The organism is Pseudomonas sp. CC6-YY-74, from assembly GCF_002025205.1.
Classification (GTDB): Bacteria; Pseudomonadota; Gammaproteobacteria; order Pseudomonadales; family Pseudomonadaceae; genus Aquipseudomonas; species Aquipseudomonas paeninsulae.
In genome coordinates this window covers 3,564,873-3,589,769 of record NZ_CP019947.1, presented here as the reverse complement: position 1 = coordinate 3,589,769, position 24,897 = coordinate 3,564,873, and the positions used below count along the sequence as shown (strand labels likewise).

At 64.4% G+C, this 24,897-nt stretch carries 20 protein-coding genes; 9 read left to right on the top strand and 11 right to left on the bottom strand.

Annotated features, from left to right (window positions below; all coding sequences use genetic code 11):
* Positions 1-8: 8 nt before the first annotated feature.
* The 3 genes from B2D37_RS16270 to B2D37_RS16260 form a co-directional block, all read right to left on the bottom strand.
* The gene (locus tag B2D37_RS16270; RefSeq protein ID WP_177345238.1) at positions 9-1,706 is read right to left on the bottom strand and encodes a diguanylate cyclase; all 1,698 of its coding nucleotides are present in this window, start codon (positions 1,704-1,706) and stop codon (positions 9-11) included.
* 253 nt (positions 1,707-1,959) lie between these two features.
* A complete protein-coding gene (locus B2D37_RS16265; RefSeq protein ID WP_079203665.1) occupies positions 1,960-3,744 on the bottom strand; it encodes a GspE/PulE family protein in 1,785 nt (594 codons plus the stop codon).
* A gap of 170 nt (positions 3,745-3,914) precedes the next feature.
* The gene (locus tag B2D37_RS16260; protein WP_079203664.1) at positions 3,915-5,279 is read right to left on the bottom strand and encodes an inorganic triphosphatase; all 1,365 of its coding nucleotides are present in this window, start codon (positions 5,277-5,279) and stop codon (positions 3,915-3,917) included.
* A gap of 112 nt (positions 5,280-5,391) precedes the next feature.
* On the opposite strand from B2D37_RS16260, the gene B2D37_RS16255 reads away from it, so the two are divergent.
* The 4 genes from B2D37_RS16255 (at position 5,392) to argA (ending at position 10,087) form a co-directional block, all read left to right on the top strand.
* Positions 5,392-6,069 carry a TIGR00153 family protein gene (locus tag B2D37_RS16255; protein WP_079203663.1) on the top strand — a complete coding sequence of 226 codons (678 nt, stop codon included), beginning with the start codon at positions 5,392-5,394 and terminating at the stop codon, positions 6,067-6,069.
* A gap of 39 nt (positions 6,070-6,108) precedes the next feature.
* On the top strand, positions 6,109-7,371 hold the full coding sequence (locus B2D37_RS16250; protein WP_079203662.1) for an inorganic phosphate transporter: 1,263 nt from the start codon (positions 6,109-6,111) through the stop codon (positions 7,369-7,371).
* 120 nt (positions 7,372-7,491) lie between these two features.
* Positions 7,492-8,643 carry an acetylornithine deacetylase gene (gene argE, locus B2D37_RS16245; protein ID WP_079203661.1) on the top strand — a complete coding sequence of 384 codons (1,152 nt, stop codon included), beginning with the start codon at positions 7,492-7,494 and terminating at the stop codon, positions 8,641-8,643.
* Between the two features lie 145 nt (positions 8,644-8,788).
* Positions 8,789-10,087 (top strand): amino-acid N-acetyltransferase, encoded by a 1,299-nt coding sequence (gene argA / locus B2D37_RS16240; protein ID WP_079203660.1) that lies wholly within the window; start codon positions 8,789-8,791, stop codon positions 10,085-10,087.
* 153 nt (positions 10,088-10,240) lie between these two features.
* Here the strand turns inward: argA and rmf are convergent, their stop codons facing one another.
* From rmf to B2D37_RS16220, 4 genes are all read right to left on the bottom strand, one after another.
* Positions 10,241-10,444: a ribosome modulation factor gene (gene rmf / locus B2D37_RS16235; protein WP_079203659.1), complete on the bottom strand. Its 204-nt coding sequence runs from the start codon at positions 10,442-10,444 to the stop codon at positions 10,241-10,243.
* 111 nt (positions 10,445-10,555) lie between these two features.
* Complete coding sequence (gshA, locus tag B2D37_RS16230; protein ID WP_079203658.1) at positions 10,556-12,136, bottom strand: glutamate--cysteine ligase; 1,581 nt, start codon at positions 12,134-12,136, stop codon at positions 10,556-10,558.
* Between the two features lie 203 nt (positions 12,137-12,339).
* Complete coding sequence (locus B2D37_RS16225; protein WP_079203657.1) at positions 12,340-12,729, bottom strand: PaaI family thioesterase; 390 nt, start codon at positions 12,727-12,729, stop codon at positions 12,340-12,342.
* A 3-nt stretch (positions 12,730-12,732) separates the two neighbouring features.
* On the bottom strand, positions 12,733-15,060 hold the full coding sequence (locus B2D37_RS16220) for a Tex family protein (protein WP_079203656.1): 2,328 nt from the start codon (positions 15,058-15,060) through the stop codon (positions 12,733-12,735).
* A 411-nt stretch (positions 15,061-15,471) separates the two neighbouring features.
* Here B2D37_RS16220 and ompR point away from each other — a divergent pair, with 411 nt between their 5' ends.
* Positions 15,472-16,206: a two-component system response regulator OmpR gene (ompR, locus tag B2D37_RS16215; protein WP_079203655.1), complete on the top strand. Its 735-nt coding sequence runs from the start codon at positions 15,472-15,474 to the stop codon at positions 16,204-16,206.
* Between the two features lie 111 nt (positions 16,207-16,317).
* Positions 16,318-17,631 (top strand): ATP-binding protein, encoded by a 1,314-nt coding sequence (locus B2D37_RS16210; RefSeq protein WP_079203654.1) that lies wholly within the window; start codon positions 16,318-16,320, stop codon positions 17,629-17,631.
* A 96-nt stretch (positions 17,632-17,727) separates the two neighbouring features.
* Here the strand turns inward: B2D37_RS16210 and rimK are convergent, their stop codons facing one another.
* On the bottom strand, positions 17,728-18,633 hold the full coding sequence (gene rimK, locus B2D37_RS16205; RefSeq protein ID WP_079203653.1) for a 30S ribosomal protein S6--L-glutamate ligase: 906 nt from the start codon (positions 18,631-18,633) through the stop codon (positions 17,728-17,730).
* Positions 18,630-19,064 (bottom strand): ATP-dependent zinc protease, encoded by a 435-nt coding sequence (locus B2D37_RS16200; protein WP_256573206.1) that lies wholly within the window; start codon positions 19,062-19,064, stop codon positions 18,630-18,632. The genes rimK and B2D37_RS16200 overlap by 4 nt, the downstream gene beginning before the upstream one ends.
* A 149-nt stretch (positions 19,065-19,213) precedes the next feature.
* On the opposite strand from B2D37_RS16200, the gene B2D37_RS16195 reads away from it, so the two are divergent.
* Positions 19,214-19,609, top strand: a complete 396-nt coding sequence (locus B2D37_RS16195) for an RNA-binding S4 domain-containing protein (protein ID WP_079203651.1) — start codon at positions 19,214-19,216, stop codon at positions 19,607-19,609.
* 70 nt (positions 19,610-19,679) lie between these two features.
* Positions 19,680-20,333 carry a protocatechuate 3,4-dioxygenase gene (locus B2D37_RS16190; RefSeq protein WP_079203650.1) on the top strand — a complete coding sequence of 218 codons (654 nt, stop codon included), beginning with the start codon at positions 19,680-19,682 and terminating at the stop codon, positions 20,331-20,333.
* Positions 20,334-20,419: 86 nt separating this feature from the next.
* Here B2D37_RS16190 and B2D37_RS16185 read toward each other — a convergent pair whose 3' ends face one another.
* A complete protein-coding gene (locus B2D37_RS16185; RefSeq protein ID WP_079203649.1) occupies positions 20,420-22,306 on the bottom strand; it encodes an SLC13 family permease in 1,887 nt (628 codons plus the stop codon).
* A gap of 200 nt (positions 22,307-22,506) precedes the next feature.
* Here B2D37_RS16185 and B2D37_RS16180 point away from each other — a divergent pair, with 200 nt between their 5' ends.
* On the top strand, positions 22,507-23,370 hold the full coding sequence (locus B2D37_RS16180) for a type 1 glutamine amidotransferase domain-containing protein (protein ID WP_079203648.1): 864 nt from the start codon (positions 22,507-22,509) through the stop codon (positions 23,368-23,370).
* Positions 23,371-23,688: 318 nt separating this feature from the next.
* Here B2D37_RS16180 and B2D37_RS16175 read toward each other — a convergent pair whose 3' ends face one another.
* The gene (locus tag B2D37_RS16175) at positions 23,689-24,873 is read right to left on the bottom strand and encodes an NAD(P)/FAD-dependent oxidoreductase (protein WP_079205004.1); all 1,185 of its coding nucleotides are present in this window, start codon (positions 24,871-24,873) and stop codon (positions 23,689-23,691) included.
* Positions 24,874-24,897 lie beyond the last annotated feature (24 nt).

Below are 24,897 nucleotides of genomic sequence, written 5' to 3'. Positions count from 1 at the left end.
CGCAGCGCTCAGCAACACTCGGGTTGTGGCCCGCAGATGCGGTTGCGGCCGTTCTGCTTGGCCTGGTAGAGGCGCTCGTCTGCGGCATTGATCAATTGCTCCAAGTGCATCTGCTGCTGGCGCGCCGCCACGCCTAAGCTGGCGCTTAGGGCTACTGGGCCGGGCGTCAGGGCAGCGATCGCCTGCCGCAGGTGCTCGGCCAGCAGCAGCGCCTCCTCCAGGCGGGTGTGTGGCAGCAGCAGCAGAAATTCCTCGCCGCCCCAGCGGGCCAGCAGATCGCCCGCGCGGCATTGCTCGCTAATCAGGCGGGCAGTGCTGATCAGGTAGTGATCGCCCATGTCATGGCCATGCTGGTCATTGATGGCCTTGAAGTGATCGAGGTCGAGCATGATCAGCGCCAGTGGCTGGCCATGGCGCATGGCCTGGCCCCACAGGCTATTACCCTGTTCGAGGAAGGCCCGGCGGTTGAGAAGGCCGGTCAGTGGTTCGATGCGGGCAAGGGTTTCCGCCTCGCGGCGTGCCCGCTGGTGCTGGCGCATCTGATAGGCCAGGGCCAGTGCCAGCAAGGTGGCCTCCAGCAGAATACCGAGTTCCACCGCGCGGTAGGTCAGGGTGGTGAAGGGGATCATGCCCCACACGCTGAGGTCGGTCAGGGCGGTACCGAGCATACCGAACACGGTGGCGGCGAGAAAATAGCGCGCCGCCACCTGGCCGCGGCGCAGGCTGACCAAACCCAGTAGCACCATCAGCAGGCTGTAGACCAGCACGCTGAAAAAGGCCACCCAGAGGGCCTGGGCATGCCAATCCAGGCTGGCGCATAGCACCAGCGCCAGCATCGCGGCAGAGGCGCCGTGCTTGACCGCGCGCGCAAGACGGGGTGTATGGGCGTCCAGGGCGAGAAAATGGCGGGCAAAGTGCAGGCCGAGCCAGGCTGCTGCAGTCATCAAGAATGGGTTGGCATAGCGTTTGAGGAACAGCGAATCCGGCCAGAGCCAGGCGCCGGCATGGCCGGTGTAGGACAGGTTGAGCAGAATAAAGGCGCCGAGGTAGATCGAATAATTGAGATTGTTGCGATCCTTGAGGCCCGCATAAAGCATCAGATTGTAGGCCAGCAGCGCCAGCAGGAATCCATACAGGGCTCCGTAGCTGTACTGGCTGGCAGCGCGCGCCTGCAGCAGGGCGCTATCGCTAAGCAGGCGCACAGGCAGGAGCAGAGGGTCGGCAGTGGCGACCTGCACATAGAGCTCGGAGTGCCCCGGCGGCAGCTGCAATTCCAGCAGATAACCCATGCCAGGAGTGGCCTGTAGGCGTTGCAGCTGTCCATCACCGGCATGCAGTTGCTGCAGGAGGTGGCCATCGCCGAGCAGGTAGACGTCCACTTGGTCAATCCAGGCTTTGCCCAGTTGCAGGGTACGTTTGAGCGGCTGTGCCGTGGGGTTGTGCAGCGGCAGGTAGATCCAGTGTGGCGGGGTGCCGATGCCGAAGCGTGGCACCAGCTGCTGCGAGGGGCGGAACTCGCCTGCCTCGCGAGCCTCGATGGCGGCCGCCAGGCTGCTCGGCTCATCGGTGTCGAACAGGCTGAGGTGCAGACCGAGGGGTTGCGTCTGCTCACCGACGTCGACCCAGGCCAGGGCATGCGGTGACAGGCACAGCAATAGCCAGACGCACCAGATGGGCCAGTGCCGGCGGGGCGGGTTCGCGCTCATGGAGGACTCGATCATTTTTTTCGCTAGTCTAACAGCCTGTCGGACTTAACCCTGTCCTACTGCGGAAAAGCCGGACCTGATCATTTTCGGCGCTCTTGTTCGTTACATAGTGCGACTGTTCGCGCGGCGGCCTCCCGCCTCAACATAGCGTAATAACTGCCTCAAGCCGACATGTCTGACCACGAACGTCCCCTCGCTACGGGCGCTCAAGTCAGGCAGGCCGCTAGAAGAACACGGGCATTTTGCCTGTCTCTCAGCGCTGTTCGCTCTGCGGCGTGACCCGCAGCACTTCCTCGATGGTGGTCAGCCCCGCAGCGATTTTTTGCGCGCCCGACAGCCGGAGGCTGCGCATGCCCTCCTTGAACGCCTGGCGGCGCAGGGCAGTGAGATCGGTGTCGGCGCTGATCAGCGCTTTGATGCCATCGTTGAGCTGCATGATCTCGTAGACCCCAGCGCGGCCACGGTAGCCGGTATCACGACACTCCAGGCAACCCACGGCCCTGTGCGCACCAGTCGGCAGAGGGGCGTTCCAGGGTTTTGTCAGGCTCTGCCAGTCATCGTCGCTGAGCTCGTGTGGCGCCTTGCAATGCGGGCACAGGGTGCGCACCAGGCGCTGGGCCATGACCCCGAGCAGCGTGGCCTTGAGCAGGTAATGCGGCACGCCCAGTTCGAGCAGGCGGGTGATGGCGCTGGGCGCGTCGTTGGTGTGCAGAGTCGAGAGCACCAGGTGCCCGGTGAGTGCGGCCTGAATCGCCATCTCGGCGGTTTCCAGGTCGCGGATCTCACCGATCATGATGATGTCCGGGTCCTGGCGCATCAGCGCGCGCACGCCGCTGGCGAAGCTCAGGTCGATGTTGTGCTGCACCTGCATCTGGTTGAAGGCGCCTTCGATCATCTCGATCGGGTCTTCGATGGTGCAGACGTTGACCTCCGCCGTCGCCAGCTGCTTGAGCGTGGTGTAGAGGGTGGTGGTCTTGCCCGAGCCGGTTGGCCCGGTGACCAGAATGATGCCGTTGGGCTGGCGGGTCATGTCGGCCCAGCGCTTCATGTCGTCCGGCGAGAAGCCCAGCTGGTCGAAGCTTTTCAGCAGCACTTCCGGATCGAAAATGCGCATCACCAGTTTTTCGCCGAAGGCGGTGGGCAGGGTCGACAGGCGCAGCTCGACTTCGCCGCCGTCCGGGGTCTTGGTCTTGACCCGGCCGTCCTGGGGTTTGCGTTTTTCCGCGACGTTCATCCGGCCCAGGCTCTTCAGGCGACTGACCACTGCCATGGTCACCTGCGGCGGGAACTGGTAGACGGTGTGCAGCACGCCGTCGATGCGAAAGCGCACGCTGCCCTGCTCGCGGCGCGGCTCGATGTGGATATCGCTGGCGCGTTGCTGGAAGGCGTACTGGAACAGCCAGTCGACGATGTTGACGATATGCGCGTCGTTGGCGTCCGGCTCCTGGTCCTGGGCGCCGAGGTTGAGCAGTTGCTCGAAGTTGCCGACGCCGCTGATCTTACTGTCGCCGGCGCTGGCGCCACTGACCGACTTGGCCAGGCGATAGAGCTCCACGGTCAAGCGCTGGATATCCGCCGGGTTGGCCACCACCCGCTTGATCGGGCGTTTGAGCACGTGGGTCAGGTTGGCTTCCCAGCTGTGCATCAGCGGTTGCGCGCTGGCGATGGTCACCGCATCGGGGGCCACCGCTACGGCGAGGATCTTGTGCCGTTGGGCGAAGGCGTAGGACATCAACGGGGTAATAGCGGCGACATCGATCTTCAGCGGGTCGATGCGCATGTAGGGTTGGCCGACGAATTTCGCCAGCCAGACGGTGAGGCTTTCCAGGTCGAGTTTATGGCCCGGACGACTGAGGTCGTCGACCTGCTGCGCGGCGAGAAATTCCAGCGGGTGCTGCTGGTTGTTCACCGCGCTGCGGCGGATCGCCAGGCACTGCTCGGCGCTGTCCTGGTCGACCCGGCCCTGGGCGACCAGTTCGCGTAGCAGATCGCCGAGGTCGAGGGTACGGTCGGCGGTGGGCGAGGTGATGGCAGACATGGGACTCCCTGCGGTAGTAGCGGCAAGCGGCAAGCGGCAAGCTTAAAGCAGCAAGTTGAGAACTATTGCGTACCAATGCATAAACGCCACACTGACTTGCTTGCAGCTTGCAGCTTGCAGCTTGCAGCTTGCAGCTTGCAGCTTGCAGCTTGCAGCTTGCAGCTTGCAGCTTACTTCACCAGCATTCTCCAGGCTTTCAGCGAGGCCACAATATGGGCCTGGGCTTGCCGTGCGGCCAACGACTCGGGGTCGATGCTGCGGTTGGCCTGTTCGCTCAGTTTGCTCAGCTCGCCATACAGGCGGTCGACTTCCGGCACTTCCAATACGCCGCGGGCCATGCGCAGCCAGGCCAGCAGGCGCTCGATACGCGGCAGTTGTTCGGCCAGGTCTTCCGGTTGTTTCTGGTAGCGGTTCAGCTGCAAGTCATGGCCTTCCTCGGCCAGCAAGGTTGGCAGCCAGTTGCCCAGCGGTGCGGCGCCCTGGCGATTGCCGCGGTTGTTGCGTGCGGTCGTCCAGCCCTTGGCCAGCAGCCAGCGCGAACTGATCAGGGAGAACTGGCCCCAGCGCGTGCCCTGCAGTTCTACGGCGAACTGCGCCGGCGCGGCCCGGCGTACGGCATCGTCGAGTTGACCGGCCTGGACCCGTGGGCGCCAGTCGTGGAGCAGGGCGTCGAGGGTCTGGCGTAGTTCGCTGCTGCTGCTGCGCGGTGCAGCCTGGCCGAGGCTGCCGATCAGCGCGCGCAGGCCGACCAGTTGTTCCAGCCAGTCGACCAACAGGCGCCAGTGGCCATTGAAGCGGTATTGCTCGGCCAGCCGCTGGCTGCTGCCGAGCAGGTGCCAGGCAATCGCGGCAAAGCTATCATCCAGGCTCATTTCGCTGCTCAGCTCGGGGGCTGGCAGGCTGAGGCTGTAACTGTTGGCATCGAACAGGCGGTAGCCGCGTTCGGCCTTGCTGATGTCGCAAGGCATCAGTGGCAGATCGGCGGCGAGTTCGGCGGCCAGCTCCAACAAGGCTTCAGGTTCGCCCTGGCGCAGCTCCAGTTCCAGCTCACAGATTTCCTCGGCATGCTCGCCGGCGATAACTTGGCCGAGATCCAGGGCGGCTTCGATGACCACCTTGGCCTTGCCGCGGCCCCAGGCGATGTCGGCACGCTGGCGGACGAAATCGGTGCTGAAGATCGGTTGCAGCAGGCTCTTGTCCAGGTCGGCCAGGGCCGCCGGCCAGCAGCTGTCATCGAGCTTGCTCAGGTCCAGTTCGGCCTGATCCAGATTCCAGTCGAATTCGTTGCGTTCGGACAGGCCCGCGACGCTCTGACCACGGCTTTTCAGGGTCTGGATAAAGGCATCGCCATCGCGGCGGATGCGCAAGGCGACCTTGGCCTGGGCCAGATCACGGGCGGGCGTGTCGAAATACTGGTTGAATAACTCGCGCTGTTCCCAGCCGCTCTTGTTGCGCTTCTTCAGCAGTGGGTGCTCGCGCAGTGCTGCCAAGGTGTCGCGGCTGACCCGCAATTTGATTTCGGTTTCTTTGACCATGATGGTGAGCTAAGCGCCTACTGTGAAATTGTGACTGTCTGATGATGCGTGCTGGCGAGCTTTTCGAGTGATCCGTATACTTGCCGCCTTCATTAAAGCCGGGGTTCACCCTATGCCACTCAATCCATTCGCCAGCCTGTTCGGTCGCTCGCCCATTGGGCCGATGCAGAAACACTTCGCCAAAGCCCATGAGTGCGCAGCGCACCTGGTGCCTTTTTTCGACGCCGTGATGGCTGAGGACTGGGCCAAGGTAGAGCAGGTGCAACAGGACATGGCGCGGCTGGAGGGCGAAGCCGACAAACTCAAGAAAAGCGTACGGCTGCACCTGCCCAAGAGCCTGTTTCTGCCAGTGCCGCGCTCGGATCTGCTTGAGCTGCTGAGTGTACAGGACAAAGTTGCCAACCGCGCCAAGGACATCGCCGGCCTGATGCTGGGCCGTGAAATGGCCATTCCGCAGGCTATGCAGCCACTGATGCGCGCCTTCGTGCAGCGTACCGTGGATGCCAGTGCCCAGGCGCTGAAAGCCATGAACGAGCTCGATGAGCTGCTGGAGACCGGTTTTGGTGGGCGCGAAGCCGCCTTGGTCGGATCCATGGTCGAGGAGCTAGAATTGATCGAGCAGGACACCGACCGCATGCAAATCGAAGTTCGTCGTGCCCTGTTCAAGCTGGAAAAGGACCTTCCTCCGGTTGACGTGATGTTTCTCTACCAGATCCTCGAGTGGATCGGAGATGTCGCCGACCGTGCCGAGCGTGTCGGTAACCGACTGGAACAACTGCTGGCGCGTTAAGCGCCAGTGTCCTTTCTGGAATCTACGGATTAATTATTTATGTCTTTGATTGCGGACTACGGCCTCGTACTTCTGCTCCTTGCCTGTCTCTTCGGCTTTTTCATGGCCTGGGGCGTGGGTGCCAACGACGTGGCCAACGCCATGGGCACCTCGGTTGGCTCACAGGCGCTGACCATCAAACAGGCGATCCTGGTCGCCATGGTCTTCGAGTTCGCGGGCGCCTATCTGGCCGGCGGCCAGGTGACCGAAACGATCAAGAGCGGCATCGTCGATGCCACGTTGATCACCCCGGATTTGATGGTGCTGGGCATGATGTCGGCGCTGCTGGCGGCAGGAACCTGGCTGCTGATTGCTTCGATGCGTGGCTGGCCGGTTTCCACCACCCATTCGATCGTTGGCGCGGTGATCGGCTTCGCGGCGGTCGGCGTGTCCATGGACGCAGTGAACTGGGCCGGTGTTGGCCCGATTGTCGCTAGCTGGGTGATCTCGCCGGTGCTCTCGGGCACGGTCGCTTTTGGACTGTTCGTCAGTGTGCAGAAGCTGATCATCGATACCGATGAGCCCTTCCTCAATGCCAAGCGCTTCGTCCCGCTGTATATGTTTCTGACCGGTTTTATGGTCAGTCTGGTTACCGTGACCAAGGGCCTCAAGCATATCGGCCTGAACCTCTCTGGTGCCGAGGGCCTGGTTATCGCCCTAGGGATAGGCGCGCTGGTGATGCTGCTGGGTATCGTCCTGCTCAGCCGGATCAAGATCGACGTCGAGGCGGACAAGGGCTTCCACTACGCCAGCGTGGAGAAAGTATTCGCCGTACTGATGATCTTCACCGCCTGCTCCATGGCCTTTGCCCACGGCTCCAACGACGTGGCCAACGCCGTCGGTCCGCTGGCGGCCATCGTCGGCGTGATCCAGTCCGGCGGTGAAGCCGTAGGTGCCAAGGCAGCGCTGCCGGCCTGGGTCCTGCTGCTCGGTGCCATCGGTATCGTCATCGGCCTGGCCACCTATGGCTACAAGGTGATCGCCACCATCGGCAAGCAGATCACCGAACTGACCCCGAGCCGCGGCTTTGCCGCCGAACTGGCGACGGCCACCACCGTGGTCGGCGCCTCGGCCATCGGCTTGCCGGTGTCCACCACCCACACCCTGGTCGGTGCGGTACTGGGCGTCGGCCTGGCGCGGGGTATTGGCGCACTGAACCTGGGCGTGATCGGCAAGATCTTCATGTCCTGGCTGGTCACCCTACCGGTCGGTGCAGCCCTGGCCATCGTGTTCTTCTATATCCTGCGCGGCATCTTCCTTTGAGGCTGTGAAAAACGCGGGCGCCGGTGCGCGGTATGTTCCCAACCGCCGAGATAGTGCCCGGCGGTTTCATCCGCACCGGCGTTGCCCCTATGATGGTGGCAACGCCCGCGGAGACCGCCAATGCCCCTGCCTTCCTTCAAAGAGCAATTCGCCGCGCTGATCGCCGCGCCTTCGGTGAGCTGTACCCAGGCGCACTGGGATCAGTCCAATCGGCCGGTGATCGAGTTGCTCTCGAGCTGGCTCGGCGACCTCGGCTTCGCCTGCGAAGTGCAGGAAATCAATCCGGGTAAGTTCAACTTGCTGGCCAGCTTCGGCAGTGGCCCTGGCGGCCTGGTGCTGGCTGGGCACAGCGATACCGTGCCCTTCGATGCGGCCTTGTGGCAGAGCGACCCGCTCAAGCTGACCGAGGTCGATGGCCGCTGGGTTGGCCTCGGCAGTTGCGACATGAAGGGCTTCTTCGCCCTGGTCATCGACGCGGTGCAGCCCTTGCTGACCCAGCGCTTCCAGCAGCCACTGCTGATCCTCGCCACCTGTGATGAAGAAAGCTCGATGTCCGGCGCCCGCGCCCTGGCCGCTGCCGGCCGACCGTTGGGGCGCGCCGCGGTGATCGGCGAGCCGACCGGGTTGAAGCCGATCCGGCTGCACAAGGGCATCATGATGGAGCGCATCGACATCCTCGGGCAGAGCGGCCATTCCTCCGACCCGCGCCTCGGCCACAGCGCGCTGGAGGCGATGCAGGATGTACTGGCCGAACTGCGCGGCTTGCGCGGCCAGTGGCAGCGTGAATTCAACAACCCGCAGTTCAGCGTGCCGCAGCCAACCCTGAATCTCGGCTGCATCCACGGTGGCGACAACCCCAATCGCATCTGCGGCCAGTGCTCGCTGGAGTTCGACCTGCGCCCACTGCCGGGCATGCAGCCGGAACTGCTGCGTGCGGCGATCCGGCAGAAGCTGCAACCGCTGGCCGAGCGGCATCAGGTCAAGATCGACTTTGCCCCGCTGTTTCCTAGCGTGGCGCCCTTCGAGCAAGTCGCCGACAGCGAGTTGGTGCGCCTGGCCGAGCGCCTGACCGGGCACAGCGCGGCTTCGGTGGCGTTTGCTACCGAAGCGCCTTATCTTCAGCAGCTTGGTTGCGAGACCCTGGTGCTTGGCCCCGGCGATATCGACTGTGCCCATCAACCGGGTGAGTACCTGGAAATGTCACGTCTCGAACCGACCGTGCGTCTGTTACGTCAGCTGATTCAGCACTACTGCCTGAGCCCGGTCGGATGATCCGGGCATGACCTGTACCCATGGGAGGAGCGAACGCGTGAAGCTGTCCTACTTGCGACGATAACCTGCTGCTCCCGGCTGCCTCGTCCGGCGCTCGCGCGCCTTGTTCATGCGTTATCTTCACGACTCACAGGTTCTCTGCGCAATGCACGACTACGTTAATTGGCTTCGCCACGCTTCGCCCTATATCAATGCCCACCGCGACTGCACCTTCGTCGTGATGCTGCCGGGCGAGGGCGTTGCCCACCCGAATTTCGGCAATATCGTCCACGATCTGGTGCTGTTGCACAGTCTCGGCGTGCGCCTGGTGCTGGTGCACGGCTCGCGCTCGCAGATCGAGGCGCGGCTGGTCGCACGCGGGATAACCCCGCACTTTCACCGTGATTTACGCGTCACCGACAGCGCGACTCTGGAGTGCGTGATCGATGCGGTCGGCCAGTTGCGCATCGCCATCGAGGCGCGCCTGTCGATGGACATGGCCGCCTCGCCGATGCAGGGCGCGCGCCTGCGCGTGTCCAGCGGCAACTTCGTCACCGCGCGGCCGATTGGCGTGGTCGACGGCATCGACTATCACCACACCGGCGAAGTGCGCCGGGTCGATCGCAAGGGCATCGGCCGTCTGCTTGACGAGCGCAGCATCGTGCTGCTGTCGCCGCTGGGCTATTCGCCGACCGGGGAAATCTTCAACCTGGCCTGCGAAGACGTGGCCACCCGTGCAGCCATCGACCTGGGCGCCGACAAGCTGCTGCTGTTCAGTGCCGAGCGTGGTCTGCTCGACGAAGAGGGCAGGCTGGTGCGCGAACTGCGTCCGCAGCAGGTACCGCTCTACCTGGCGCGCCTGGGTAACAGCTACCAGGGCGAGCTGCTCGATGCCGCGGCTCAGGCCTGCCGCGCCGGGGTCAAGCGCGCGCATCTGGTCAGCTATGTGGAGAACGGCTCGCTGCTGACCGAGCTGTTTACCCGCGATGGCGGCGGCACCCTGGTCGACCAGGAGCAGTTCGAGTCATTGCGTGAGGCGAATATCGGCGATGTCGGCGGGCTGATCGAGTTGATCAGCCCGCTGGAAGAGCAGGGCATTCTGGTGCGCCGATCGCGCGAGGTGCTTGAGCGCGAGATCGAGCAGTTCAGTATCGTCGAGCGCGACGGCCTGATCATCGCCTGCGCGGCCCTGTACCAGCTCGACGACTCGGACTACGGCGAGCTGGCCTGCCTGGCAGTCAATCCCGACTATCGCCACGGCGGTCGCGGCGACGAACTGCTCGAACGCATCGAGGCCCGTGCCCGCGCCCAGGGCCTGAAGCACCTGTTCGTGCTCACCACCCGCACCGCCCATTGGTTCCGCGAGCGCGGTTTCGTGCCCAGCAGCGTCGACCGCCTGCCCACGGCGCGCGCCTCGCTGTACAACTTCCAGCGCAATTCCAAGGTGTTCGAGAAGGCCTTGTAGCCTGCCGCCGAACCCACCGCAGTCAGCCTGCAGGCGGGGTCGAGAGGTGCCGCGCCGCCGCTCAAGAGGCGGGGTTGGGTTCATCGCGGCGGGAAGGTTGCTCGGGTACAGGCGCTTTGCTGGTGTCTGGCTCCTACCGGCTGGCCCAATGGCTCAGGCGATTTTCTGCTGGCGCAGCAGCTGTTCATGGCCGTCGTCCCAGCCGGCCTCCCAGGCGGCGGCAAGCACTTCGGCGCGGTGGTCGTGACGGTTATTGGGTTGGCCGGTGAGGCCCGCCATATAGCCTTGCTGGTAAGCCTTGTTCAGGCTTTCCAAGCTCCAGTGGCGGTTATCCTTGGGATGGGCGTCGGACTCCATGGGCACAGCTCATGTTGATTGCTCTGTGCTCATGCTAGTTGCGCCCCGCTTCCCTGGCTGGGTCGCCGGTCACAGCTTTGGCGCCGTTGTTGGCTTTTGTGACTGGGTCGACTAAATGGCCGGGGCCAGGATGCTCGCCTGGTAGGTCGTGGCAAAGCTGTCGAAATCGCCCTGTTCCTGAGCCTCCAGCTCCGTCTGCTCGCGCAGTGAGCGTGTGCTCGCGGCTTCGAAGGCGGCTTGCTGCTCAGCGCTCAACGGCTGGCTACGGAAGTAGTCGGCGTGCTGCTTGCTCTGGCGCAGGGCGAACTGGCTGAAGCTTTCGCCCTGCTGCAGGTCTGCGAGCACCTGGGCCGAAGGCGTCAGGCTGGCATCATCGACCTTGTCGCGCTGCGCCTGTAAAGCCTGACTGTGCGCGTCGTCGCCATGGCTCTGGTCGAGCAGCGTAACGGTTTGCTGGATGCTGTCGAGCAGATCGTGAGCCCAGGCTTGCAGCGCCACGGGTTGACCCTGGCGCTGCAAGTGCAGGCCGGGGCGCCGCCCGTCCTTGACCACGTTGAGGAAATTGTCGGTGCAGGCGTGGCATTCGTCGCCGTCCAGTGGCGGGCTTTCCTGCAGCGCACAGAACAGCAGGAAGGCGTCGAGGAAGCGCGCCTCGACCAGGTCGATGCCCAGCGGCAGGAAGGGATTGATGTCCAGGCAACGCACTTCGATGTACTGCACACCGCGGTCCTCCAGCGCCTGGACCGGCCGCTCAGCGCTGTGGGTCACGCGTTTCGGGCGGATGTTCGAGTAGTACTCGTTCTCGATCTGCAGGATGTTGGTATTGAGTTGCAGCCATTCACCGTCCTTCTTGCTGCCGATCTCGACATAGGGCGGGTAGGGCGTGGCGACCGCTTGCCGCAGGCTGTCGGTGTAGCTGGTCAGGTCGTTGTAGCAGGGGGTGAGGCCGGCCTGGGCGTTGCTCTGGTAACCCAGGTCGCTCATGCGCAGGCTGGTGGCGTAGGGCAGGTACAGGGTGTCGTCATCGAGTTGCTGCAGTTGGTGCGGGCGGCCACGCAAAAAGCCTGCATCCAGGGCTGGCGAAGCGCCGAACAGGTACATCAGCAGCCAGCTGTAGCGGCGGAAATTGCGGATCAGGGCGATGTAGCGCGCCGACTGATAGTCGCGAGCATTGCGTGTATTGCCCTCGGCCTGCTGCAGCAGTGGCCACAGGCTGTCCGGCACGGAGAAGTTGTAGTGAATGCCGGCGATGCACTGCATGGTCTTGCCGTAACGCAGGGCCAAACCCTTGCGGTAGACGTATTTGAGCTGGCCGATATGCGAGCTGCCGTACTCGGCGATCGGAATCGTCTGCTCATCCGGCAAGGCGCAGGGCATTGACGGGCTCCACAGGTATTCGCCGTCGAGCTTGCTGTAGACGAAACGATGGATCTGCTCGAGGTCGGCCAGGGTGATGGCCGGGTCAGGCTCGGCCGGGGTGATGAATTCCAGCAGTGCCTCGGAATAGTCCGTGGTGATTTGCGGATGCGTCAGTGCCGAGCCCAACGCCAGCGGGTGCGGGGTCAGGGCCAGCTGGCCATCGCCATCGACGCGCAGGCATTCGCGCTCGATACCGTGCAAGCACTGGCTAAGCAGGGAGAGGTTGGCGCGTTCGCCGAGCAGAGCCAGGCGGCGGGAGAACAGGTCGCTCAAGATTGCATTCCTTCACGCATCGGTCGCCCCAATATGGGGGCGGCCGATGCGCTCTACAAGAGGGCGGGTGACCGACGTTGGTCGTCGGGTCGGGCAAGTCGCGGCAAAACACCAGCGACGCCTTGGCCGGCCTGCGCGATGCATTTGTGCTGCAGCCTGCCGGCTGAATGGTGCCAGTTATAACCCAGCTTGAGCCGCTACAGTTACACGCAAGCGAAGGTGGCTTGTGCCTTGGCGACCAGCTTGTCGCCCTGATGCACTTCGGCTTCGAGCACCTGGGTGCGCCTGCCGCTGTGCAGCAGCCAGGCGCGGCAGAGCAGATCGCCTTCGCTGACGGGACGAATGTAGTTGACCTTGCACTCCAGGGTGACGCTGCTCGGTGTGCCATCGGTCAGGCTGTGGCTGGCCTGGCCCATGGCGCTGTCGATCAGCGAGAACAGCGCGCCGCCGTGCAGCTTGCCGTGCAGGTTACGCAGGCCGTCGTGCATGCTCAGCCGCAGCACGGCCTCGCCAGCGTCGGCCTTGACGATTTCCAGACCGAGCAGGCGGCCAAAGGCGCTGCTCTTGCCGATTGCCTCCACGGGCTCGCTCACGGCTTACTTCCTCCGCTGCTTGGCATTGGCGAACAGCGCGGCCATGGCGGCGTTATTGGCCGGCTGCGGCTCGGCGCGCGGGGTGCTGGCCGACGGGCGCGGGCTGGAGTCGCGCTTGCCAGCGCCACGTTGGCCGCCGCGCGGGCCTTCGATTTTTTCGCCCGGGGTGTCGCCCATGCGCATCGACAGGGCGATGCGGTTACGTGGGATGTCCACCTCCATCACCTTGACCTTGACCACGTCGCCGGCCTTGACCGCTTCATGCGGGTCCTTGATGAACTTCTCCGACAGCGCCGAGATGTGCACCAGGCCATCCTGGTGCACGCCGATGTCGACGAAGGCACCGAAGTTGGTGACGTTGGTCACCACGCCTTCGAGGATCATCCCCAGTTCGAGGTCCTTGAGGGTTTCGACCCCCTCCTGGAACTCGGCGGTCTTGAATTCGGGGCGCGGGTCGCGGCCGGGCTTTTCCAGCTCTTGCAGGATGTCGCCGACGGTCACCAGGCCGAAGCTTTCGTCGGTGAATTTCTTCGGGTCGAGGCGCTTGATAAAGGCCGCATCGCCGACCAGCGAGCGGATATCACGACCGGTGTCGGCGGCGATGCGCTGCACCAGCGGGTAGGTTTCCGGGTGCACCGCCGAGGCGTCCAGCGGGTTGTCGCCGTTCATCACGCGGAGGAAGCCGGCGGCCTGCTCGAAGGTTTTCTCGCCCAGGCGCGAAACCTTTTTCAATGCGTCGCGGGTCTTGAACGCGCCGTTGGCGTCGCGGTGCGCGACTATGTTCTGTGCCAGGGTCGCATTCAGTCCGGAGATCCGCGCCAGCAGGGCGACCGAGGCGGTATTGACGTCGACGCCGACGGCGTTGACGCAGTCTTCCACCACCGCGGCCAGGCTGCGCGCCAGCTTGAGCTGGGACACGTCGTGCTGGTACTGGCCGACGCCGATGGATTTCGGGTCGATCTTCACCAGTTCGGCCAGCGGATCCTGCAGGCGGCGGGCGATGGACACGGCGCCGCGGATCGACACGTCGAGGTCGGGGAATTCCTTGGCGGCCAGTTCCGAGGCCGAATAGACCGAGGCGCCAGCCTCGCTGACCATCACCTTGGTCATCTTCAGGGCGGGGTATTTCTTGATCAGCTCGGCGGCCAGCTTGTCGCTCTCGCGGCTGGCGGTGCCGTTGCCGATGGCGATCAGGTCGACCGAGTGCTTGGTGCACAGCGCGGCGAGCACGGCGATGGTCTGATCCCACTGGTTCTTCGGCACGTGCGGGTAGACGGTGGCGGTGTCGAGCAGCTTGCCGGTGGCGTCGACTACCGCGACCTTGCAACCGGTGCGCAGGCCCGGGTCGAGGCCGAGGGTGGCGCGCGGGCCGGCCGGGGCGGCGAGCAGCAGGTCGTGCATGTTGCGGGCGAACACCGAAATGGCCTCGTCTTCGGCGCCTTCGCGCAGTTCGCCGAGCAGGTCGGTCTCCAGGTGGGTATAGAGCTTGACCTTCCAGGTCCAGCGCACCACTTCGCCCAGCCATTTGTCGGCGGCGCGACCCTGGTTGCTGATGCCGAAACGCTCGGCGACCATGCCTTCGCAAGGGTGCAGGGTGCCGGGCAGCTCTTCACCGATCTTCAGGCTGGCGCTGAGGAAGCCCTCGTTGCGCCCGCGAAAAATCGCCAGGGCACGGTGCGAGGGCGCACTTTTCAGCTTCTCGTCGTGCTCGAAGTAATCGCGGAACTTGGCGCCTTCCTGCTCCTTGCCGGCAATCAACCGAGCACTGAGGGTGGCGTTGTCCTTGAGGAAGCTGCGCAGGTTGGCCAGCAGGGTGGCGTCTTCGGCGAAGCGTTCCATGAGGATGTACTTGGCGCCTTCGAGCACCGCCTTGATGTCGGCGTAGCCTTTTTCGGCGTCGACGAAGCGCGCGGCTTCGCTCTCCGGGGCCAGGCTCGGGTCGTTGAACAGCGCGTCGGCCAGTTCGCCAAGGCCGGCTTCCAGGGCGATCTGGCCCTTGGTGCGGCGCTTCTGCTTGTAGGGCAGGTAGAGGTCTTCGAGGCGCGTCTTGGTCTCGGCCAGGTTGATTTCGCGGGTCAGCTCCGGGGTCAGCTTGCCCTGCTCCTCGATGCTGGCGAGGATGCTGGCGCGGCGATCGTCCAGTTCGCGCAGGTAGCGCAGACGCTCTTCCAGGTTACGCAGCTGGGTGTCATCCAGGCTGTCGGTGGCTTCTTTGCGGTAGCGGGCGATAAACGGCACGGTGGAGCCTTCATCGAGCAGCGCTACGGCGGCGGCAACCTGTTGCGGGCGCACGCCCAGTTCTTCGGCGATGCGGTTGTTGATGCTGAGCATATGAATAGCTACCCACACTGAGAGGCGGTGAAAAAACTCTCGCCTACTGCGGCCGTCTCAAGGCGCCCGCTGCTGACGTTGCGCTACACCGCGAACACCTGGAGAGGGCCTCGCGACGGCGTTCGATATTTTCACAACCGCTGAAACGAAAAACCGACCTCGCAAACCACGGGCCAGACAATAGAACGGCGCATTATAACCATTAGCGGCTGGATGAATGGGGGCGGAGGGCGTTAGCCGGGCGCAAGCGGATCCGGGTCGCACCACGGCCGATTACTTGGCCCCCGGCCCGCGAGGAAAAATCTGCTAACAATGGCTGCCACCGGTGAGCGCGGTGGCTGAGCCATAATGCCAGCGTTGGAGACTGTCTACGCCCGACGGGCGGTACAGATTCTCGGTCAAGGAGCTTCTATGAGCAGCACTGCACTTTCGCTTGAAGGCGAGAAAATTCTGGTTGTCGATGACGATGCCCGCTTGCGGCGCTTGCTCGAGCGTTTCTTCGAGGAGCAGGGCTACCGCGTGCGGACGGTGGAAAACGTCGAGCAGATGGATCGCCTGCTGGCGCGTGAGCTGTTCCATCTGGTCGTGCTCGACTTGATGCTGCCGGGCGAGGACGGCTTGTCTGCCTGTCGCCGGCTACGGGCGGCGAACAATCAGGTGCCGATCATCATGCTCACCGCCAAGGGCGACGAAGCCAGCCGGATCCAGGGCCTGGAGCTGGGCGCCGACGACTATCTGGCCAAACCGTTCAACCCGCGCGAACTGCTGGCGCGGATCAAGGCCGTGCTGCGTCGCCAGGTGCCGGTAGTGCCGGGAGCACCGGGAGCCGAGGACGAGAGCGTCAGCTTCGGCGAGTATGAATTGTCCCTGGCCACCCGCGAGCTGAAGAAGGGTGACGAAGTGCATATGCTCACCACCGGCGAGTTCGCCGTGCTCAAGGCCCTGGTTCAGCACGCTCGCGAACCGCTGACCCGCGACAAACTGATGAACCTGGCCCGCGGTCGCGAGTGGGACGCCCTGGAGCGCTCCATCGACGTACAGATTTCGCGCCTGCGCCGACTGATCGAGCCGGACCCGACCAAACCGCGCTATATCCAGACGGTCTGGGGCGTGGGTTACGTGTTCGTGCCGGATGGCAATAAATGACGTCGGCGCAATGATCCATCGTAGGAGCGGGCCATGCCCGCGATCCGCAGTCCAATCGCGGGCATGGGACAAGCTGTCCCCCACCGCTCCTACAGATTCCTGTAAGTGCCTATGAAAACCCCTCTCTGGTTCCCGCAAAGCTTCTTCGCTCGCACCCTCTGGCTGGTGTTGATCGTGGTGCTGTTCTCCAAGGCACTGACCCTGGTTTATCTGATGATGAACGAGGACGTGCTGGTCGATCGGCAGTACAGCCATGGCGCGGCGCTGACGCTGCGCGCCTACTGGTCCGCCGACTCGGAGAATCGCGAGAAGATTGCCGCCGCCGCGGGTCTCGAGCGGGTACCCCGTGACACTGTGCCGGTCAGCGAGCAGCACTGGCCCTACAGCGAGATTTTTCAACGGCAGATGCAGTCCGAACTCGGCCCTGAGACCGAAGTGCGGGTGAGTGCGCAAAGTCCGCCAGCGTTGTGGGTGCATGCCCCGGCGTTGGGCGCTGACTGGCTGCGGGTACCGCTGTATCCGCACCCGCTGCGCGGCCAGCGGATCTGGAGTGTACTCGGCTGGTTCCTGGGCATTGGTTTGCTCTCCACCGCCGCCGCCTGGATTTTCGTGCGCCAGCTCAGTGCGCCCTTGAAGCGCCTGGTGTTCGCCGCCCGCCAACTCGGCAAGGGCCGTAGCGTGCGTTTGCCGGAGAGCGATACGCCCAGTGAGATGGCCGAGGTCTATCGCGCCTTCAACCAGATGGCCGAAGACGTCGAGCAGGGCGGCCGCGAGCGCGAGCTGATGCTGGCCGGGGTGTCCCACGACTTGCGTACGCCACTGACCCGTTTGCGCTTATCCCTGGAGCTGTTAAACCACGACTCCGATCTGACCGAGGACATGGTCCGCGATATCGAGGACATGGACGCGATTCTCGACCAGTTCCTCGCCTTTATCCGCGACGGCCGCGACGAGCCGTTGGAACCTATCGATCTCGGCGAGCTGATCGGCGAAGTGGTGGCGCCCTATAATCAGCAGCAGAAGAGGGTGCGCCTGTGTCTGGAGCCGGTGCCGGTCTTCCCGCTGCGGCGGGTATCGATCAAGCGGCTGCTGGTCAATTTGATCGAGAATGCCCTGCGCTATGGTGGCAATGCGGTCGAAGTCGCCGTGTCGGTGGCCGGAGACTGCAGCGCGCCTTACATCGTGCTCAGCGTGCTCGACCGTGGCTGCGGTATCGATCCGAGCGAGCTGGGCAGCATCATTAATCCCTTCATTCGCGGCGACCGCGCCCGCGGTGGCCAGGGTGCCGGGCTCGGCCTGGCCATCGTCAAGCGCATCGCTGCCCTGCACGGCGGCAGCGTCGAGTTGCGCAACCGTTGCGGCGGCGGCCTGGAGGCGCGAGTCTGCCTGCCGCTGGGGCTGTTGCTGCCGCGCGACGCGGTTTAACTGCAGGCGGTTGTGGCGCTGAATTATGCCGATTCAGCCCACTGTCGCAGACCCTGCACGAGAACATAGGCTCTACGGGGAATCGGTGCGGGTGTCTCAGCCCTTGCCCTTGGTGCGGGTCAGGTTTGGTCCGCCGTTCTTCTCCAGGTACTGGATGACCAGCTCGGCAACGTCCTTGCCGGTGGTGGTTTCGATGCCCTCCAGTCCCGGCGAGGAGTTCACCTCCATCACCAGCGGGCCGTGATTGGAGCGCAGGATGTCCACGCCGGCGACGTTGAGCCCCATGATATTGGCGGCGCGAACGGCGGTCATGCGTTCTTCCGGGGTGATCTTGATCAGGCTGGCCGAGCCGCCGCGGTGCAGGTTGGAGCGGAACTCGCCGGGCTTGGCCTGACGCTTGATCGCTGCGATCACCTTGTCGCCGATCACGAAGCAGCGGATATCCGCGCCGCCCGCTTCCTTGATGTATTCCTGCACCATGATGTTGGCCTTCAGGCCCATGAAAGCCTCGATCACCGACTCGGCGGCCTGCTGCGTTTCGCACATGACCACGCCGATACCCTGGGTGCCCTCCAGCAACTTGATCACCAGTGGCGCGCCGTTGACCATCTGGATCAGGTCGGGAATATCGTCGGGGGAGTGGGCGAAACCGGTGACCGGCAGGCCGATACCTTTGCGCGAGAGCAGTTGCAGCGAGCGCAGCTTGTCGCGTGAGCGGCTGATCGCCACCGACTCGTTGAGCGGGAACACCCCCATCATCTCGAACTGGCGCAGCACCGCGCAGCCATAGAAGGTCACCGAGGCGCCGACCCGCGGGATCACCGCATCGAAACCCTCCAGGGCTTTGCCGCGGTAGTGAATTTGCGGCTTGTGGCTGGCGATGTTCATGTAGGCGCGCAGGGTATCGATCACCACCATTTCATGGCCACGCTGCTCCCCGGCTTCGACCAGGCGACGAGTGGAATACAGGCGCGGATTGCGCGATAGCACGGCGATTTTCATGGGGCACCAGAGATGTCGAGGAGCACAGGTTTGTCTTGAATATAGGTTAGCGCCGGGTTGACCACCAGTTGGCCGTCGACCAGCGCCTTGGAGCCTAGAAGTACGCGGTAACGCATGGTTTTGCGGCAGGTCAGGGTGAACTCCACCGGCCACATGCGATCGCCCAGGGTCAGGCCGGTGCGGATCACGTAGCGGCTCTGCACATGGCCGGTGGAACTCTTGATCCGTTTCACCGTGACCAGAGCGGCTTCGCAGCGATGCCGTCGCTGGACCAGGGTGCCGATGTGTGCGGTGAAGCGTACCCAGTCCTCGCCATCACGTTGGAATGGCTGGATATCACTGGCATGCAGGCAGGAGGTGCTGGCGCCGGTGTCGATCTTGGCGCGCAGGCCGATCATGCCCAGGTCCGGCAGGTTGATCCATTCGCGCAGGCCGATCACGCTGAGGTGGTCGAAGGTTTTCACGGTAGGCGAGTGCCCTCAGGCCGGGTTGCCCTATAGTGCCTGCATTCTAGTGGTGCGCCGGGACAACTGCATCAGGCAAAATCGCTGAGGGCGAGTGTTTTTGATTTGAGAGTGCGATGAGCGATAAAGACGACGACAAAGTACGCCTGGACAAGTGGCTGTGGGCGGCGCGTTTCTTCAAGACCCGGGCCCTGGCCAAGGCGGCGATCGAGGGCGGCAAGGTGCATTGCCGTGGTGAGCGTTGCAAGCCGGGTAAGGAACCTCGGATCGGTGACGAACTGCTGATCCGCATCGGTTTCGACGAGCGTAGCGTGGTCATTCAGGGCTTGTCCGTGGTGCGCCGCGGCGCCCCCGAAGCCCAGGCGCTGTACAGCGAAACGGCCGAGAGTCTCGTCCGTCGCGAACTGGCCGCCGCGCAGCGCAAGGCCGGCGCCCTGGGCATGCAGACCGACGGCCGGCCGAGCAAGAAGCAGCGCCGGCAGATCCATCGGTTTCGTGACGGACAGGATTGAGCCCCGGGTCTCCCAAGGGCTGTACGCCAGCTAGTCTGTAAGCATCGCCCTTGGCGTTGCGGAGGCAAGCATGCAGCTGTCGCGAATCAGTCGTCGTCTGTTGTTGACCGGGCTTGGCGGCGGCGTCTTGCTGTTGGCTAGCCCCGGCGTCTTCGCCGAGCTGCTGCTGACTCCGGCGCAGACGCCGGGGCCCTTCTATCCCGAGCAACTGCCGCTGGATCAGGACAACGATCTGCTGCTGATCGGCGACCAACCGACTCAAGCCAGCGGCGTCGTTGTGCAGTTGCACGGGCAGATTTTCGATGCCCGCGGCAACCCACTGAAGGGCGCACTGGTGGAAATCTGGCAGGTCGATGCCAATGGTATCTACCTGCACCGCCGTGGCGGTGAGCGGGCCAGGCGTGACCCGAATTTTCAGGGCTATGGTCGCTTCGAGACTGCCAGCGATGGCCGCTATCGTTTCCGCACCCTTCGCCCGGTGCCCTATCCGGGGCGCACCCCGCATATCCATGTCGCCGTGACCCTGCCCGGCCAGCCGCGCTTCACCACCCAGTGCTACATCCGTGGCGAGCGGCTGAACCAGGGCGATGCAGTGCTCAATGCGATCCGCGAGCCACGCCTGCGCGAACGCCTGATCGTGCCCTTCGTCCCGGCGGCCGGCGCGCGGGCGGGTGTGCAGGTGGCGCACTTCGATATCATCCTCGGCGTGACTCCGGCGTCCTGAGAGGCTGTGAAAAAAATTCTCGCCTACTGCGGGCGCCTGGAGACGGTCTCGCGACGGCGCTCGATATTTTCACAACCGCTGAGGCGTCACAGCGGCCAGACGATTAGCAGCAGCGGCACACTGACCAGCACCACAAGAATCTCCATGGGCAAGCCCAGGCGCCAGTAGTCGCCGAAGCGGAAGCCGCCGGGGCTGAGGATCAGGGTGTTGTTCTGGTGACCGATAGGCGTGAGGAACGAGCAGGAGGCGCCAATCGCCACAGCCATCAGCAGCGAATCGGGGTTGACCCCGAGCTGGCTGGCTGCGCTCAGGGCGATCTGGCACATCACCGCGGCAGTGGCGGCATTGTTCATGAAGTCCGAGAGGGTCATGCTCACCACCAATAGCAGGGTCAGCACGATCACTGGATTGCCTTGGGCTACATGCTCCATCAGCAAGCGCGCCAGCAGGTCGGCCGCGCCGCTGCTGGACATGGCGCCGGCCACTGGGATCAAGGCGCCAAGCAGCACGATCACCGGCCAGTCAATCGCCTCGTATACCGCGCGCAGGGGCACCACGCGCATCACCATGAACACCAGTACCCCAGCGGCGAAGGCTACGGCGGCCGAGAGCAGGCCAAAGCCGGCGGCCACTACGGCCATCAGCATAACCCCCAGGGCCAGGCTGGCCTGACCAGGGTTGGGAATGCTGATGGCGCGGGCGGCCAGCGGCACGCAGGCATAGTCGCCGGCAAACTCGTTGATATCGCCGGGTGCGCCCTGCATCAGCAGGACATCACCGCGCTCGATCAGGGTCGAGCGCAAGCGCTTGATCGAGCGATGACTCGCCCGCGAGATTGCCAGCAGATTGAGGCTGTAACGGCTACGCAGGCGGGTGCTGCTGGCCGAGCGCCCGATCAGTTGGGAGTCGGGGCGCACCAGCAACTCCTGCAGAACGCTGGCATCGTCGCTGGATTCCTTTTTGTCGTTGCTGCTGTCCTCGTGGTCATGCTTGGCTGCTTCGCGGGCGGCTGGCTTGCTGTCTTTTTTGTCTTTTTTGTCTTCTTTTTCTTTGTCTTTTTCTTCTTTGTTTTCTTTGTCCTCCTCGTGCTCGGCCTCCAGTTGCAGGCCCAGCTTGCCCAGTACTGTGCCGAGGGCCTCGGGTTCGGCCTCGATCACCAGGACGTCATCGGCTTGCAAGACCCATCGTGGGTCGGGCGCGGACAGCCGCAGATCATTGCGCAGCATGCCGATTACCTGGGCGTCAGCCTCATCGAGCAACAGCTCGACTTCCCGCAAAGTCTTGCCCGCCGCCTTGGCGCCTGGCTTGACCCGCGCCTCGGTGAGGTAGGTGCCGGTGTCGAAGCTGGCCACGCCAGCCACCTCGCGCTTGGGTACCAGGCGCCAGCCGAGCAGGGCGATAAACACCACGCCGGTGAGGGCCACCGCGATGCCAACGGGACTGAAGTCGAACATGTTGAAGGGGCCGGCGCCGCTCTGCGCGCGGAAGCTGGAGACGATCAGGTTGGGTGGCGTACCAATCAGCGTGGTCATCCCGCCGAGAATGGTGCCGAAGGCCAGCGGCATCAGCACGCGACCGGGAGGCAGCTTCTGTTTCCTGGCGATCTGCAAGGCAATCGGCATCAGCAGGGCGAGGGCGCCGACATTGTTCATAAAGGCCGAAAGCAGCGCGCCGAGGCCGGTCAGTGCGGCAATCGAGAACATGGGGCCGGCATTACTCGGCAGTACGCGCTGAGCCAGGACGTCCACCGCGCCGGTACTCTGCAAGCCGTAGCTCAGCACCAACACGCAGGCGACGGTGATCACCGCCGGATGGCCGAAGCCGCTGAACGCCTCCGCGTCCGGGATCAGACCAACCATGACGCAGGCCAGCAAGGAACCGAGGGCGACTATGTCATGGCGCCAGCGGCCCCAGACAAACATGCCGATGGTGGTGGCGAGGATGGCGAAGATCAAGCCTTGGTCTTGGGTCACGCGGCAAGCGCTCCTCGGGCAATTAGGACGGGATAACGACGCGGTTAATGGCCGTGTCGGTTTGTCGGTAGCTTTGTAGCAGAGCACGCGGCCTGGCGTCAGTTCAATTACCGGCTTCTCGCCAGTTTGGCCTGGCGGGCCACTCGTTGGGCCGGGGGTTAGCGTCTAAGCTCGAGCCTTCGCCGAGGAGTCCCCGCGCCATGCCTGCCAAGACCGTTCTGATCGTGTTGCCGAAGCGAGACTTCGATCCCAGCGAAGTCGCCATCAGTTGGCAACTGCTGCGCGCGGCGGGCCATCGGGTGCGCTTCGCCACCCTGGATGGCCAGCCGGCGGTTGCTGATCCGCTGATGCTCACGGGCGAGGGCCTGGACCCCTGGGGTTGGCTGCCCGGTTTGCGGCGTTTCAAGCTGCTCGGTTTGCTCCTGCGCGCCCGCCGTGATGCGCGCGAGGCCTATCGTGACGTGCTGGTGGATAGCGAGTTTCGCCAGCCGCTGGATTACCAGCAGCTCGCCGTGGCGGACTTCGACGGCCTGCTGCTGCCCGGCGGGCACTGGGCCCGAGGCATGCGTGCCTACCTGGAAAGCGAGTGCCTGCAGGCCTTCGTCGGCGCCTTCTTCGCCAGCGCCAAGCCGGTCGCGGCGATCTGTCACGGCGTGCTGCTGGCTGCGCGCAGCCGCCGGGCGGATGGTCGCTCCGCTCTGTACGGGCGGCAGACCACCGCCCTGACCTGGGCGATGGAGCGCAGCGCCTGGAACCTGACCCGCTTCTACGGCCGCTTCTGGGCGCCGAACTATTACCGTACCTACCTGGAGGCGCCGGGCGAGCCGGCCGGCCATATGAGCGTGCAGGCCGAGGTCAGTCGCGCCCTGGCCAGCCCGGCGGATTTCCTCGACGTGCCGGCGGCTGCGCCGGATCGCCTGCGCAAGACCAGCGGCCTGCACCGCGACAGCCTGGCCGACAGCCGCCCGGCCTGGGTGGTGTGCGACGGCCGCTACGTATCCGCGCGCTGGCCGGGGGATGTGCATACGTTCGCCCGGCGCTTCGTCGAATTGCTGGCTGAATAGGGCGCCCGCATGGACGCGGCGGACTTCGCCGCGGTGTTGATGCGCGCGGCAGCGCCAGTTCCTGCGCGGCTGGTTGCTCAGCGAACTGGATGACGCTAGCCCGCGCTGCTGCATGCTGGTGAATGTGGCCAACGAGTTCTCCCAGGCCGATCCGGCCGGGAAACGAGTGCGGCCTGTCGATGAATTCTTGGCTGCAATGCCGCGCCGCCGCGCCGCCGGACCGCCTTAGCTCGGGCGCTGGGCGTCGCGCATCGCGCCGCGGTTGCCTGGCCACAGGCGGCGCGCTGAGCCCGCTACCCGCCGGCTCAGCGCTGCGCTTCAGACGTACTGCGCCGCCGCATAGCCCGAGGCCCAGGCCCACTGGAAGTTGAAGCCGCCCAGGTGGCCGCTGACATCCAGTACCTCACCGATGAAATACAGCCCCGGGCTTTTCAGCGACTCCATGGTCTTCGACGACACCTCGCGGGTATCCACGCCGCCCAGGGTCACCTCGGCGGTGCGGTAACCCTCGGTGCCGGCCGGCACCAGTTGCCAGTCGGCCAGCTTGTCGGCGATCGCCTTGAGTTCGCCCGGGGTGTACTGCTTCATCGGCTTGCTGGCGAACCAGTTGTCGGCCAGCAGGCTGGCCATCTTCTTGGTGAACAGCTCGGCGAGCAGGGTCTTCAGCTCGCTGTTCGGTCGGTCGCGCTGCTGCTCGGCCAGCCACTCGGGCAGGTCGATATGCGGCAGCAGGTCGATATGCACGGTGTCGCCCGGCTGCCAGAACGAGGAAATCTGCAGGATCGCCGGGCCGCTGAGGCCACGGTGGGTGAACAGGATGTTCTCGCGAAAGCTCTGGCCGTTGCAGCTGACCAGGCAATCCTCCACCGAGGTGCCGGACAGCTCAGTGCACAGCGTCTTCAACTGCGGATCGGTAATGGTGAACGGCACCAGCCCGGCGCGGGTGGCTAGCACGCTGTGGCCGAACTGGCGCGCGACCTGATAGCCGAAGCCACTGGCGCCGAGGGTCGGGATCGACAGGCCGCCGCTGGCGATCACCAGTGACTCGCAGCTGACCAGGCCGGCGCTGGTCTGCAACTGGTAGCCGGCCTCCAGCTTGGCAATCTCGCTGACCGAGGTATCCAAGCGCAGCTCGACCCCGGCCTGCGCGCACTCGTCGAGGAGCATGCCGAGGATGTCGCTGGCCTTGTGGTCGCAGAACAGCTGGCCGAGCTTCTTCTCGTGATAGGCCACGCCATGCTTGCCCACCAGGCCGATGAAGTCCCACTGGGTATAGCGCGCCAGGGCCGACTTGCAGAAGTGCGGATTCTCCGAGAGGAAGTTGCCCGGCTCGCAGTACATATTGGTGAAATTGCAGCGCCCGCCGCCTGACATCAGGATCTTCTTGCCGGCCTTGTTCGCATGGTCGAGCAACAGCACCCGGCGCCCGCGCCCGGCAGCGGTCAATGCACACATAAGGCCGGCGGCACCGGCACCGACAATCACAACTTGAGTAACCAGCACAGCCACGTCCCCACAACACCCCAG